Below are 13,312 nucleotides of genomic sequence, written 5' to 3'. Positions count from 1 at the left end.
GTTATTCCGATGTTATTCCGTACCGTCCGGCTCCGGAGCGCCGGAAGATGTTGAGCGCGCGGTCCATTCGTGGCTACGATGGCTCGTCGAAAAGCACTGGCTGAAAGGCGATGGGCGTGGATTCGTACAACACCGGGCAGTTCCGTATCGAGGCGGAGGCCGAACCCATCGAAAGCCTGGAGTGGCTGCTGGCGTTCACCGAGCAATACATCGCGGGGTGGAACAGCGGTGACGGCGCGGCGGTCGCGAAATGCGTCACCGAGGACACGATCTGGCACGACCCTTCGCTGGACGCGCCCGCGCGCGGCCGGGCGGGTGTGGAGAAGTTCGTCGCCGACACGGTGCGCTCGTTCCCGGATGTCGCCTACGCCAACCCGTTTCCGCCGGTACTCGCCGCGGACGGCCGGCTGGCCTTGGTGCCGTGGCGGATGACCGGCACCCATCTCGGCCCCATCGACCCGCCCGGTTTCGGCCCGACCGGCAAGAAGCTCGATCTGCTTGTCATCGACGCGTGGCAGTTCCGTTCCGGGCTGATCTGGCGCAGCCAGGCCACCTGGGATCTCACGGAGATGCTGCTGCAATTGGGTCTGATGCCGCCGCGCGGAAGCGCCGCCGAGCGCGCGATGGCGCGCGCCCAGCGATTCCGGTCCAAGCTGCCCTTCTGATCCGGGCGGGGGCTCACTCGCCGAACAGCGTGGCGAACCGCTCCACCGCGAGCAGGACCGAAGCGCCGACGGATTCCAGCTCGGCGCCCATGCCTACGAGCAGATTCACGATCGCGGGCACCAGCACTTCGAGCAGACCGTCGTCGCCCAGATGACCGGCCATCTCCAGTTGGACGAAGCCGAACAGTCCCATCCACAGCTGCGCCGCGGCGGACCGCACGTCCGGGGTGTTGATCAGCCCGGCGTCCTGCGCGCGCTGCACCGCCCCGACCACGTGGTCGAAGGTTTCCGCGTAGTGCTCGAACTCCGAATCGTGCCCGGCCACCAGCACATTGCCGCGATTGATCTTCAGGTCGATGCGTGTCCCGGTGCCGAACATCAGCTGGAAGAGTTCCGGCCGCCGCTGGGCCTCGTCGCGGAACACCAGGCCGAGCACGAGCAGGTCGGTGATCGGCTCGTCGCTCACCCCGGCCGCGGTCATACGCTCGGCCAGTTGCGCGAAGCCCGCGGAACCCGCCGCCCGGATCAGGCCGGGCATCCCGCCGAAGTTGGAGTACACCGCCATCGTGGAGACCCCGCACATACGGGAAACGCGGCGGACGGTGAGCGCGTGCAAACCCTCGGTCGACACCACCTCGACGGTCGCGTCGATCAGGCGATCGCGCAGCGCGGTGTTCATCGTGTCCGTCCCGGCGGCCGGGCGCACGGCTAGTTCGGTTGTTCCGGCAGTCTGCTTGCTCATCGCTTCCGTTTCCCCGGCGCCATCACGCCGTGACGCATAGATGCACTGGTGCGCTGTCTTCCGGAAGGCGGTATCGCCGCTCGACCGCGGGCGCCCCGATCCTGATCACCGCGCGGGCCACCGGGCTCGGCGCCGGGGGAACGAAGTCGATTTCGATCGATGCACCATCGATTCGCTCGGGCCGGAAAGCTGATCGTGGTTCATCGCGCACAGATATCTCCGTTCTTGCCGCACGAACGGGCGGGCAGAGCATGAGGTAGAGCCGCGTTCGCGGGCTACGAAGAGCAGGCGCACCCGCCGGGAGGTGCGTGTCGGAGGTGAGTGTCGTCACTGAAACTCTATGTGATACAGCGTAACATCCACAGCGATTCCGCCGAATGTTTTGTGTCCTTATGGAATTGGCTGTTCGGCACGCTGTTGTGACATTCGCCGACGGCGCGGCGGAAGTTCTGGGGCCGGTGACAAACGATGTCCGCCCCGAGCTCGGCACGCGATGTCGATAATTGGACAAATAAGACATCGGTTCGGTGCATGCCTCGGCTATCGGTTGCCGCCGATTCTTGTTCCGCGTGGTCACGAACACGCGACAACGTTATCGTTCGCAAAGGACAGTTTCGTGGGTGGGGAGGTCGGCCGATGGCGGCATCGATTCCGGGAATCATCGCGTGGCCGGTCGTCGGCTTCGTCGCGGCCGTCTTCGCGGGCCGATGGTTGCTGGTACGCGACACGATCGTCGACCGGCTGCTGAACAAGCTGTTCGGGTGGGGATTGCTGAGTCTGCTGCTGTATCGCTGCGGCATGACGCCCGGCATCGCGAGTCTCGCCCATCAGCTCGCGCTGGGTTGCACGGTGATGTCATCGATGTGCTTGCAAGGGATCGTCCGTATCTGGGCGTTGGGCGCGGAACCGGCCGCGATCCGGCGCAGGCACCGCGTCTGCTGCACGCTGGCGGCCGCGTCCACCGCCGCGATCCTGCTGGCGGGCACGTCGGCGCGACAGGACGGCAGGCTGGTCGAGCTGACCCTCGACACCGAGGGCGTGGTGGTGTGGACCGCGTTCGGCCTCCCGCTGCTGCTGAACGTCTGGCTGCTGGCGCGCATGTGCGCGCATGAACTGCGGGCCGGTGGCATCGGATTGGCGGGAAAGCTGGTGTGTGGCACGCTGATCTGGGCGGCGACCCTCTTCGGGGCGAATCTGGTGCTGTCGACGGTGTGGGTCGTCACCGGATGGCAAGGCTTGGGCGCGCAGATGGTCAGGGTCGAAACGACGGTCACCCTGTGCCTGTTGGTCGACGCGACGTTGGTCGCGATTCCGCTGGTCCAGACATTGCTGGCGATGGCGGAACTGGATCGGGCCGGACGCGCCGGTCGCAGGCTGCGCCCGCTGTGGCGGGATCTCACCACCGCGGTGCCCGAGATCGTGCTGCGGCCCGCGGCCGGTGAGCAGGCCGACCCGGAGACCCGGCTGATGCGCATGACCGTGGAGATCCAGGACGCGCTGCTGCAACTCGGCCGCTACGCCCCGACGTCGGCGATGGCAGGCTCGGGATGTCCGCTGACCGACTACGCGCACCAAGTGGCGTGCGCGGCGCTCGCGCGCGAGGCGGGAGCGGCCCCGATCGGATCGTCCCCGGCCCGGTTGCCGGTCCCGGCGCCGGATTTCGACGCCGGGCTGCGGCAACTGCTCGATCTCGCCCGGGTGTGGCCCGTGGCCCGCGCGGCGGCGGGCGAGCGGGTCCCCTCGACCGTCGGCGTCGGCTAGAGCACCGCTTGGGTCTGGGTGACCTTCGCGACCAGCTTGTCCGCGTCGTCCCGGATCACCGTCTCGACCACGACGAACGAGCGTCCGGCGTGCAGCGGCATGGCCGACGCGACGGCGTACCCGGAACGGACCGCGCGCAGGAAGTTCGTCTTCGACTCCACCGTGGTGGTGCCCTGCTTGCCCTCCGGCAGGTTGAGGAACGCGCAGACCGCGCCGGTGGCGTCGGCCAGCGACATCAGCACCCCGCCGTGCAGCACGCCGCCCAGCGTGCACAGCGATTCGTCCCAGGCCAGGCGGCTGCGCACCAGCTCGGGCCCGTGCGCGAGCACCTCGACGCCGAGGCGTTCGGTGAACGGCATGGTCTGGTGGAACAACTTCGTGCCCGTCTCATCGATCATGTCCGCGATCCTGCCTGCCGCGGGTCACGGAGTCGATTACCTCGCGGGTAATCGACCTTCTTCCGCCGCCGTTGCCGAACGGTGACCCGCACATCGGTTGCGTATCGGTCCGCGTGCGGCGAAACGCGGCGGCGGCGCGCGGGTATCAGCTGATGAACCCGATGAACAGGAGAAACGCGATGACCAACCTCCAACCGTTCTATCGGCAGGTGCAGGCCCACTACGACCTCTCCGACGAGTTCTACGCACTCTTCCTCGACCCGACGATGACCTACAGCTGCGCCTGGTTCGAGCGACCGGACATGACGTTGGAGCAAGCGCAGCGCGCGAAGATCGACTTGGCCCTGGGCAAGCTCGACCTGCGGCCGGGGATGACCCTGCTGGACGTCGGCTGCGGGTGGGGGTCGACGATGCTGCGCGCCGCCACGGCCTACGGCGCCACGGTCGTGGGTCTGACGCTCAGTCGCAACCAGTACGACTACGTCAGGGACAAGATCGAGCGCGAGCGCATCCCCGGTGTGCAGGTCCGGCTGCAGGGTTGGGAGGAATACGAGGGCGAAGTCGACCGGATCGTCAGCATCGGCGCGTTCGAGCACTTCCGGCGGTCGCGCTACGAGACGTTCTTCCAGCGGTGTCACCGGATGCTGCCGCCGGACGGCAGGATGCTGCTGCACACGATCGTGGGGTGGACGTTGAAAGACTTGCGGCGCATGGGCATCCCGGTGACCCGGGACGACGCGCTGTTCCAGATCTTCATCAAACGAGAGATCTTCCCCGGCGGGCAGCTGCCGCATCCTGCCGAGGTCACGCGCCTGGCCGGGCGCGCCGGGTTGGGCACGGAGAAGATGCAGGAATTGCGGCCGCACTACGCGCGCACCCTCGACTGCTGGGCCGAGGCGCTGCGGGCGCATCGGGAGGAGGCGGTCGCCCTGGCATCCGAGGAGGTCTACCAGCGGTACATGAAGTATCTGACCGGGTGCGCGGCGCAATTCCGCGCCGGTCGCATCGATATCGTGCAGTTCACGCTGGTCAAGTGACGCTAATTCAGAGCCGCCCCGGCGGGGGCCGGTTCAGCTCATCCGCGCCACCACGGCGTCGGGGAGATGGGGGAGCGCGAGGTCGATCAGCCGCCACGGCCACCCGGGGACGCAGGCTCGGCGTCGCTCCTGCTCGATGGCGGCCACCATCGCCGCCACGCCCTTGTCCAGGGGCGCGACCATCCGCGCGTCGCCCGCCTTGGCCGCCATATCGGTGGCGATGAAACCCGGCAGCAGGGTGGTCACCCGGATCGGCGAGCGTGCCAATTCGGTGGACAGTGCCTCGCCGAGCGCGGCGAGCCCCGCCTTGCTCGCCGAATAGGCCGCCTTCTTGCCGGGCAGCCCGCGCACCGCGCTCATCGACGCGACGAGTACCAGGTGCCCCGCCCGCTGCGCGCGGAAGATCTCCAGCGCCGCTTCCGCCTGCGCGAGCGCGCTGACGAAGTTCGTGGTGGCCGTCGCGAGATTCGCGTCGGCCCGTCCGGTGCCGATCAGCGCTCCCTTGCCGATCCCGGCGTTGACGATCACCCGGTCCAAGCCGCCGAGCTCGTCGCGCAGTTCGCCGAAGACGGCCGGCACCGCCGCGTGGTCGTCCACGTCGAGCGCGCGCACCGCTATGTTGATTCCGGGATGACTCGCCACCAGCTCGTCGCGCAACTGTGTGAGCGCGTCCAGCCTGCGGGCGCACAGCGCGAGGTCGCGGCCATCGGCGGCGAAATCGCGCGCCATGGCGGCCCCGAGGCCCGCGCTCGCGCCGGTGATCAGAATCCTTTTTCGCGACATGCGGCTGACCTTATAAGGCACAGTCGGACGTCGTCCGTCGAGTGCGCCTCCGTCGTTTCAGTCGCCGGAGGAGCCGGTCGGCGGCGCTGTCGACAGCAACCGCCACGGCCCGCAGTTCTCGGTCTTGAACCCGACGTCGGTCGGCTTGATCCGCACCCGGACCGGGCCGAGCCGGGTGTAGTTGTTCGCGATGATGTACCGCATGTTCGTGTTGTCGCCCTCGACCTTCCACAACCTGCGCCAATCACACGCGTAGGCGGGGTCGCTCGTGCCGGGCGCCTCCCAGAGACCGGGGACGATATCGACGCCGACCGAATAGACGCCATCCTGCGAGATGGTGTTCGCGGGTTCGGCCGTCGCCGTCGCCGCCGCGAGCAGGGTCACCGCGGAACCCATGGCTCCCGCGAGGAGGAGCGCGCTAGCACGCATACCGGTTCTCCTTGACTTGTACTCCCGCCGCGTCCACGGGTCGTCGTGCTCCCGCCGTCGCGGCCGACTCGAGAGATCCTCCGCATCTCCGCGGCAAGCATTACCAGAACCGACCAGGTGGTGTGCCGGAATCCGCGTTTCCGGACCGGACCACACGGACATCGCTATCGCCGAGAAAATGCCGGGCAATCCCGACGTATCGGGAAGTCGCCACGGATTTCGGCGTGCCGATCGAGACAGTGCCGACCCACGTGCATTACGCTCTGCTATCTCTGCGCAAACCGCCGGGGCGGATCTGACCGCCGGGCGTCGCGCATGCTGTAACACTTCGATCACGCACCTTGCTTTGCTGATACATGCGTTGCCAGAGTGACCATTGGGTTTGGTGTTACAAGTGGGAAGGGAGGGGTGCTCCGTCCCGGGGCACCGACCGCACTATGAAGCCAAGCATCGTCAAAGCCGGTATCTGCACCGCGGTCACGGCCGCGGTAACGGTGACGTTGTCCGGATTGCTTCCGGCCAGCGCGCAGGCGGCGCCGTCGCCGCTGGACATGTCGAAGAAGCTCGCAGGCAAGACCGTATTCCTGGACCCCGGCCACCAGGGGTCCAACCACTCCCAGGACTTGGCCAGACAGGTCAGCGATGGTCGCGGCGGCACCAAGGACTGCCAGACCACCGGCATGACCACGATGAACGGCGTTCCCGAGCACACCATCACCTGGAACGTCGCGCAGGTCGTCAAGACATCGCTGGAGACGCTCGGCGCGCACGTCGTGCTGAGCCGCCAGGACGATATGAACTGGGGCGGCTGCGTCGACGAACGGGCCCGCGCGGCGAGCCAGTCCGGCGCCGACGTCGCCGTGAGCATCCATGCCGACAGCGCGCCCGCGCAGGATCGCGGATTCCACCTGATCATCCCGGAGCTGCCCATCCCGAATCTGATCGTCGATCAGGTCCAGGCGGGAGCGGGACTCGCCGCGTCCAAGTCGGTGCGCGACGCGTATCGCGATGCGGGATTCCCGCCCGCAAACTACGGCGGGGTGGTGGACGGTCTGCAGACCCGCACGGACATCGCCGGGCCCGCGTTGACCACCGTTCCGCTCGTCTTCCTCGAGATGGGCAATGGCGCCAATCCCGAGGACGCGGCGTCGCTGGAGACACCGGACGGGCAGCTCAAGCACGCGATCGCGCTGACCACCGGCGTGGTCGGTTACCTGCTCGGCACACCGCAGCCGAGTGCCGCGCCGGATCAGCAGGGCGGCCAGAGCACGCCGCAGGGTGCGTCGTTCGACCATCCCGCGGCCGCCCCGGAAACGCCGCAGGCTCCGACGCCGGGAACGCCGCAGGCCCAGACGAACCCGTTCGCCCCCCAAGCCCAGACGAACCCGTTCGCTCCCCAGGCTCAGACGAACCCGGCGGTACCGCAGGCCCAGGTGATTCCCGCGGTGCCGCAGAGTTACACGACTCCCGGTGTGCCGCAGAGCCCTGCGGCACCGGCGGTGCCGCAGGCGCAGTCGGTTCCCAGCACCACGACGCCGAAACCGGCTCCAGGAACGGCGACACCGCAGTCACCCGGTGCGTCGGCGGCGCCGAAATCGCCGGGTGCTTCCGGAACCCAGTCGCCGGGCACGCCGAACGCACAGCAGTCCCCCGGGGCCGCCGGGGGCAACGCTTCGATCATGGAGTTGCTGATGCCGTTGGCGAAGATGCTCGGGCTGGACAACAACGCCATCAGCACGGAGTTGATCAATCTCGGTTACAGCCTGGCGGGCATGCTGCTGGGCCCCGCGAAATAGTCCGCGCACCGAACCCACCGGACGCCACCCTCACCACGGCGAGGGTGGCGTCCGGCTTTTCCCGCGGGTCTCGCGGCGCACTAGGGTGAGCGGAATGGCTGACCGGATTCCTGTTGTGCTCGTCGCGGGGTTTCTCGGTTCGGGGAAGACCACGCTGCTCAATCATTTGCTGCGAAACAACCGGGGGACCCGGATCGGCGTGGTGGTCAATGACTTCGGGGCGATCAACGTCGATTCGATGCTGGTCGCCGGGCAGGTCGACGCGATGGTCTCGCTCGGCAACGGCTGCGTGTGCTGCGCCGTCGACGTCACCGAACTGGACGAGCTGTTCACCCGGCTGACGCAGCCGCGCGCCGGAATCGACGTGATCGTGGTGGAGGCCAGCGGCTTGGCCGAGCCGCGCAATCTCATCCGGATGGTGGTCGGCAGCGACAATCCGCGCCTGCGCTACGGCGGCCTGGTCGAGGTGGTCGACGCCGAACAGTTCCCGGACAGCAGTGCCCGGCATCCGGAGCTGCGCACTCATGTGCGGCTGGCCGACCTGGTGGTGGTGAACAAGGCCGATCGGGTGGCGCCCGAGCAGCTCGCACGGCTGCGTGCGGACATCGCGGCGCTGGTCGGCTCGGTGCCGGTGTACGCGACCACCCACGGCCGGATCGATCCCGGACTGCTGTTCGACCGACCGCGACGCGAACGCCAGCTGGTGGCCGAGCAACTGAGCTTCGACGAACTGCTGGTCGAGCACGAGCACCACGACCACGCCGGGCACCGCCATCTGCACGACGACTACACCAGCGTCTCCTTCGCCAGCGACCGGGAGCTGGACCCGCGCAAACTGATCGGCTTCCTGGAGGACCCGCCACCGGGATTGTTCCGGGCCAAGGGCTTCGCCGCCTTCGGGGTGGCGGGCGAACGCAGGAAATTCGTCCTGCACATGGTCGGCCGCCACATCGTCTTCGAGCCGGGTGGCTGGTCGCGCGGCGAATCGCGGGGGGCGCAGCTGGTGCTCATCGGTGCCGGTCTGCACACCGACAAGGCCATGGCGCGCCTTCGTGACACGGTGCACGACGACGCCGAACCGCTCGATTCGCAGAGCATGCTCGGGGTATGGCGTTATACGCCGCACTGAGCGCGCAGATTGGCGCGTTCGGTCGCGACATGTCGTGTTCGGTGCTGGTGACAGAGCGGTCTTTTCATGAGACTGGATGCGTGTCCGCCGGTCGGTGGGCACCGGGAGCGTATTGCCGCGCGCGGCGCCGCTCGGCAGCCGATCCGTTACCGACCGAATCGTCCTGCGACCGATGGGAGTTTCCCGTGTCAGATTCCATGGAGAGCGCCACCGCGTACGTCATCGAGGTGCTGGAGGCCAAGGGCACCGCCACCCGCGACGACTTCGACGTTCCCGCGATCGTCGCCGAGACCCACGCACTCACCAACAGCTGGGATTTCCGGGCGATCGAGGACGCGACCTTCTGGTCGATCGCCGCGCGTTTCCTCAGGCCGTGAAGCTCCGCTCGGTGCGCGGCGCGTGGGTGGCCAGCGACCAGCGCCGAGCCGCGCGCCGCAGCGATCCCGGGTCGGAGTAGCCGAGGATCTCGGCTTGGCGCGAGGGGCTCAGCGGCCCCGTGGCGGTCGCGGCGACCAGCCGCGCGCCGCGCGCACGGTCCAGCTCGGCGCGCCACGTGGTACCCGCCTCGCGCAACCGCCGCTGGAGCGTGCGCGGGCTGGTGGCCAGCCTCCGCGCCACCCGCTCCAGGGACGCGTCGCCGTCCTCCAGGCAGTCCGCCAGGGCGGCCGCGACGCGTTCGGGCCATGCGGTGGCCAGCGGCGGCGGTGGCGGAAGCGCGGCGGCCAAGGGTTGCAGGATGCCGGCCAGGACCGGATCGCTGGTGGTCAGCGGCAGATCCATGTCCGAGGCGCGGAAGGTCATAGCGTCCACCGGCGCGTCGAACTCGATCGCGGTGGTGCCGAACACCTCGATGAAGGTGTGGATCTTGGTGGGCGCGTGCTGGCGCAGCGCGACCCGCACCGGGGCCAGCGGTTCACGCACCACGCGCCGCGCCCGGCTGAGCACCGCGCTCAGCCCCCAGAGTTGGGTGAGATCGCGGCCGCGGCCTTCCCCGTCGATCATGTCCAGATACAAGGTGACTTCGTCGTCGTTCTCCGCGACCAGGTCGAACCGGTGGTTGGTAGTCACCGCGGTGACGTACGGACCGCAGGTCGCCAGTCCGGCCCCCAGTGTCGGCGCCGAGGAGAACAGATAGTCGTAGAGCCCCAGGCAGGTCAGTTCGTAGCGGCTCGCCACGTTCAGGGCGACGTCCGGATCGCCGAGTTCGAGTTCACCGATCTCCCACAGCCGGGAGAACATCTGGCTGGGCAGGTGCAGGTCGTCGCCCGCCATGGTCCACTCCGGCAATCCGGTTTCCCGGAGCAGCCGGTCGCGGTCCACCCCGGCCGCGATGAGTTGCGAGATGACGAACCGGTGGAGCAGAACCTGATCGGTTCCCATCGCGTGCTCCCTTCTGCCACGCGACCGATCGGCGCACCGTCGGTCTCCGAGTGAAGCGATACCGCGCGCACACGCTATACCGGACGTGTTGATTCGTCATGAGATTCACGTCACGGTCAGATCACCCGCAGGCGTTCACCCATTCCGACAGTCCGTCGGCGAACAGCTGGCGCTTCCAGATCGGAACTTCGTGTTTGATCCGGTCCACCAGTTCCGCGCACGCCGCGAACGCCGCGCCGCGATGCGCCGCCGCCACCGCGACGACGATCGCGCGGTCACCGATGTCGAGCGAGCCGACGCGGTGCACGGCCGCGACCGGCAGGCCGTGCGTGGCGGCGAGTTCGGCGCAGACGGTGTGCAGGAACCGCTCCGCCTGCGGGTGCGCGGAGTATTCCAGGGCCGAAACGGCTTGTCCGCCATCGTGGTCGCGGACTTTCCCGGTGAACACCACGACAGCGCCGTAATGCGATCCGGACACCGCCTCCTCGACCTCCGCTGGGTCCAGCGGCTGGTCGCTGATCCGGGCGAGCCGGACCGTAGCCTCAGCCGTTGTCATGACTTCCACCTCCGGCGACTTGTGCGAGCAGATGATCCAGCAGCGGTTCCAGCACCGCGATGCCGTCTTTCACGCCGCCCGGCGACCCGGGCAGATTCACGATCACCGAGCGTCCCGCGAGTCCCGCCACGCCGCGGCTCAGCGCCGCCAGCGGGAACTTCGCGGTGCCGCGCTGCCGGATCGCCTCCGCCACACCGGGTAGTTCGCGATCGAGCAAGGCGAGGGTGGCCTCCGGGGTGGCGTCGGTGGGGGAGGCGCCGGTCCCACCGGTGCTGATGACGAGTGCGGGTTCGAAGCGCAGCGCGTCGGCGAGTCCGAATTCGATCTCGGCGTCGGCGTAGACCAGCGGGCCCCGCACCGAGAAGCCGAGGTCGGACAGCCAGTCCACGAGCACCGGACCGGTGGTGTCGACACGGGTGCCCGCCGCGACCCCGGTCGACGCGACCAGCACCACGGCCGAGCGTTCCTCCTCGTCGAATTCGGGCTCGGCGTAGTCGGCGGTGACCGGCTCGTCCTCGCTCTCGTCCGAGGCCGCGTCGTCGGGGCGCTCCCAATGACCGTGTTTGCCGCCTTCTTTGGTCAGCAGGCGCACGCCGGTGAGTACTGCCGCGGGGTCGACCGCCTTCACCATGTCGTGCAGGGTGAGACCCGCGACCGCGACCGCGGTGAGCGCCTCCATCTCGACACCCGTCGGACCCTTGGTCTTCGCGGTGGCCTCGATGGTGATGGCGGTGTCGGTGAAACCGAACTCCACCCGCACCGACGACAGCGCCAGCTGATGGCACAGCGGGATCAACTCGGAGGTCTTCTTCGCCCCCGCGATGCCCGCGATGCGGGCGGTGGACAGCACGTCCGCCTTCGGCATGTCGTCGGCCCGTACCAGCGCGACCACCTCGGCCGTGGTGCGCAACTCGCCTGCCGCGACGGCGATCCGGGTGGTCTCGCTCTTCGCGCTCACATCGACCATGCGGGCGCGACCTTCGTGGTCGACATGGGACAACTCGCTCATAAGGTCCACACTCGCACAACCGCGCCCGCGGGCAGAGCGGTGACCTCGGCGGGTACATCGATCAGCACGTCGGCTTTCGCCATGGCCGCCACGAGATGCGAGCCCGGACCGGACACCACCTCGACCGCACGCGGCCGTCCGGACGCGGACGACTCACTCGAGTGCCCACGGATCAGCCTCCCCCGCAGGAACTGACGCTTGCCCTCCGGCGAGCGCGGCACGGCGTTGAACAGGGGGAGCTCGTAGGTGTCCACCTCGGGCAGACCGGCGAGGCGCCGCAGGATCGGGCGGGCGAACACCTCGAACGACACCATCGTGCTGACGGGGTTGCCGGGGAAACTGAGCACCGGCACACCGTCGACGACGGTCAGCCCTTGCGGGCCGCCCGGTTGCATCGCGACCGAGCCGAACCGTCCGCCCATCGGTTCGAGCACGTCCTTGACCACCTCGAAGTCGCCCTTGGACACACCACCGGAGGTGAACACCACATCGGCGCGCTCCATCGCGTCCGACAGCAGCCCGCGGAAACGCGCCGGATCGTCGGTACTGTGCGCCACCGAGACGACCTCGACGCCGTTCGCGGTGAGCGCCGCGGCGAGGGCGACGCCGTTGGAGTTGTAGATCTGGCCGGGGCGCAGCGGCTTTCCGGCCGCGACCAGCTCGTCGCCGGTGGTGATCACCGCGCCGCGCACCGCGCGGAAGACCGCCACCGCGGACAACCCGACCGCGGCCAGGGCGGCGACATGCCGGGGCGCGAGCGTGATGCCCGCCCGTGCGAGCAGGTCACCGGTCCGGACGTCCGTGCCCGGTTCCCGCACGAATTCCCCCGCGCTGCGGCCGCGCTCGATGGTCACCGTGCCGTCGCCGACGCGGGTGTCCTCCACCGGAACCACGCAGTCCGCGCCGGGCGGGATCGGCGCACCGGTCATCACCTTCATCGCCGCACCGGGCGGCAGCGGCGCGCGGCCGGCGGCTCCCGCCGCGACGACGCCTGCCAAAGGCAGGGTGACCGGCGCGACCAGCACCGATTCGGCACGCACCGCGTACCCGTCCATCGCGGAGTTGCGGAACACCGGCAGATCGATCGGCGAACGGACGTCTTCGGCCAGCTGCCTGCCCAGCGCCCGCGGCACCGCGACGGACTCGACCGCGCGCGCGGCCAGTGGCCGCAGCAGCTGTTCGATGCTGTCGCGATAGTCGTCGACGGGCCTGGCCGAGACGCCGGCGGGCCGAGGGTTCATGCGAGTCAGCCTAATGGGTGCGGTCGGACGTAGTCCGTCCTCAGCCTGCGCATGGCCGGAGCGAAGGCGGAGGTACGCCTAACGCCCGGTCCGGGCGGTTCTCCGCCTCTGCCGCCATGCGCAGGTCGCCGGACGCCGTGGCAAGGCCTCACCGCCTGTCCGCGGCCGAAGTGAGCCGAAATCGAGCATTCCGCCCGCGAACGAATTGGGGCAGGCGGTCATAATGGACGTGTGACTCTGGTCGAGATCGGGATTCCGGCCGTGCGTTCCGGGCGTCCCTCGCTCGCCGGCCGTCCCGACACCCCCTATTTGCTGGATCGTTTCGGACGCGTCGCCCGCGACCTACGTGTGTCCATCACCGAGAAGTGTTCGCTGCGCTGTACCTA

The 13,312-nt window shown here is 68.8% G+C and carries 13 protein-coding genes and 2 pseudogenes; 7 read left to right on the top strand and 8 right to left on the bottom strand.

Translation table 11 applies throughout. From position 1 onward, the window contains the following. The first annotated feature begins 116 nt into the window (after positions 1–116). Positions 117–665 carry a nuclear transport factor 2 family protein gene (locus tag ABZW96_RS23465; protein ID WP_355077724.1) on the top strand — a complete coding sequence of 183 codons (549 nt, stop codon included), beginning with the start codon at positions 117–119 and terminating at the stop codon, positions 663–665. A gap of 13 nt (positions 666–678) precedes the next feature. On the opposite strand, the gene ABZW96_RS23460 is transcribed toward ABZW96_RS23465, so the two are convergent. Further along, on the bottom strand, positions 679–1,407 hold the full coding sequence (locus ABZW96_RS23460; protein ID WP_355077722.1) for a TetR/AcrR family transcriptional regulator: 729 nt from the start codon (positions 1,405–1,407) through the stop codon (positions 679–681). 636 nt (positions 1,408–2,043) lie between these two features. Here ABZW96_RS23460 and ABZW96_RS23455 point away from each other — a divergent pair. After that, complete coding sequence (locus ABZW96_RS23455; protein ID WP_355077721.1) at positions 2,044–3,168, top strand: MAB_1171c family putative transporter; 1,125 nt, start codon at positions 2,044–2,046, stop codon at positions 3,166–3,168. Here the strand turns inward: ABZW96_RS23455 and ABZW96_RS23450 are convergent. Then, positions 3,165–3,566 carry a PaaI family thioesterase gene (locus tag ABZW96_RS23450; protein WP_355077719.1) on the bottom strand — a complete coding sequence of 134 codons (402 nt, stop codon included), beginning with the start codon at positions 3,564–3,566 and terminating at the stop codon, positions 3,165–3,167. The genes ABZW96_RS23455 and ABZW96_RS23450 overlap by 4 nt on opposite strands. Positions 3,567–3,745: 179 nt before the next feature. On the opposite strand from ABZW96_RS23450, the gene ABZW96_RS23445 reads away from it, so the two are divergent. After that, a complete protein-coding gene (locus ABZW96_RS23445; RefSeq protein WP_355077717.1) occupies positions 3,746–4,603 on the top strand; it encodes a cyclopropane mycolic acid synthase family methyltransferase in 858 nt (285 codons plus the stop codon). Between the two features lie 33 nt (positions 4,604–4,636). Here ABZW96_RS23445 and ABZW96_RS23440 read toward each other — a convergent pair whose 3' ends face one another. Both ABZW96_RS23440 and ABZW96_RS23435 read right to left on the bottom strand, forming a co-directional pair. Beyond that, positions 4,637–5,386, bottom strand: a complete 750-nt coding sequence (locus ABZW96_RS23440) for an SDR family oxidoreductase (RefSeq protein WP_355077715.1) — start codon at positions 5,384–5,386, stop codon at positions 4,637–4,639. 57 nt (positions 5,387–5,443) lie between these two features. Beyond that, positions 5,444–5,815, bottom strand: a complete 372-nt coding sequence (locus ABZW96_RS23435) for a hypothetical protein (protein ID WP_355077714.1) — start codon at positions 5,813–5,815, stop codon at positions 5,444–5,446. 437 nt (positions 5,816–6,252) lie between these two features. Between ABZW96_RS23435 and ABZW96_RS23430 the strand changes: the two are divergent. The 3 genes and pseudogenes from ABZW96_RS23430 to ABZW96_RS23420 all read left to right on the top strand — a co-directional run. Beyond that, a pseudogene (locus ABZW96_RS23430) lies at positions 6,253–7,035 on the top strand (N-acetylmuramoyl-L-alanine amidase); the annotation flags it as partial. A gap of 670 nt (positions 7,036–7,705) precedes the next feature. Continuing rightward, complete coding sequence (locus ABZW96_RS23425) at positions 7,706–8,740, top strand: CobW family GTP-binding protein (protein ID WP_355077712.1); 1,035 nt, start codon at positions 7,706–7,708, stop codon at positions 8,738–8,740. A gap of 185 nt (positions 8,741–8,925) precedes the next feature. Continuing rightward, on the top strand, positions 8,926–9,117 hold the full coding sequence (locus ABZW96_RS23420) for a hypothetical protein (protein WP_355077710.1): 192 nt from the start codon (positions 8,926–8,928) through the stop codon (positions 9,115–9,117). Here ABZW96_RS23420 and ABZW96_RS23415 read toward each other — a convergent pair. The 4 genes from ABZW96_RS23415 to glp form a co-directional block, all read right to left on the bottom strand. Continuing rightward, complete coding sequence (locus ABZW96_RS23415) at positions 9,107–10,120, bottom strand: AraC family transcriptional regulator ligand-binding domain-containing protein (protein WP_355077708.1); 1,014 nt, start codon at positions 10,118–10,120, stop codon at positions 9,107–9,109. The two genes, ABZW96_RS23420 and ABZW96_RS23415, sit on opposite strands and share 11 nt — an antisense overlap. 121 nt (positions 10,121–10,241) lie before the next feature. Beyond that, the gene (locus ABZW96_RS23410; protein ID WP_355077707.1) at positions 10,242–10,676 is read right to left on the bottom strand and encodes a molybdenum cofactor biosynthesis protein MoaE; all 435 of its coding nucleotides are present in this window, start codon (positions 10,674–10,676) and stop codon (positions 10,242–10,244) included. Next, the gene (moaCB, locus tag ABZW96_RS23405) at positions 10,663–11,685 is read right to left on the bottom strand and encodes a bifunctional molybdenum cofactor biosynthesis protein MoaC/MoaB (RefSeq protein ID WP_355077705.1); all 1,023 of its coding nucleotides are present in this window, start codon (positions 11,683–11,685) and stop codon (positions 10,663–10,665) included. Before moaCB ends, ABZW96_RS23410 begins: the two co-directional genes overlap by 14 nt. Next, the gene (glp, locus tag ABZW96_RS23400) at positions 11,682–12,926 is read right to left on the bottom strand and encodes a gephyrin-like molybdotransferase Glp (RefSeq protein ID WP_355077703.1); all 1,245 of its coding nucleotides are present in this window, start codon (positions 12,924–12,926) and stop codon (positions 11,682–11,684) included. Before glp ends, moaCB begins: the two co-directional genes overlap by 4 nt. A gap of 231 nt (positions 12,927–13,157) precedes the next feature. On the opposite strand from glp, the pseudogene ABZW96_RS23395 reads away from it, so the two are divergent. Then, positions 13,158–13,312, top strand: a pseudogene (locus ABZW96_RS23395) (cyclic pyranopterin phosphate synthase); the annotation flags it as partial.

The organism is Nocardia sp. NPDC004168, from assembly GCF_040610355.1.
Classification (GTDB): domain Bacteria; phylum Actinomycetota; class Actinomycetes; order Mycobacteriales; family Mycobacteriaceae; genus Nocardia; species Nocardia sichangensis.
The sequence above is the reverse complement of the archived record's forward strand: the minus strand, read 5'-3'. Positions and strand labels throughout refer to the sequence as shown.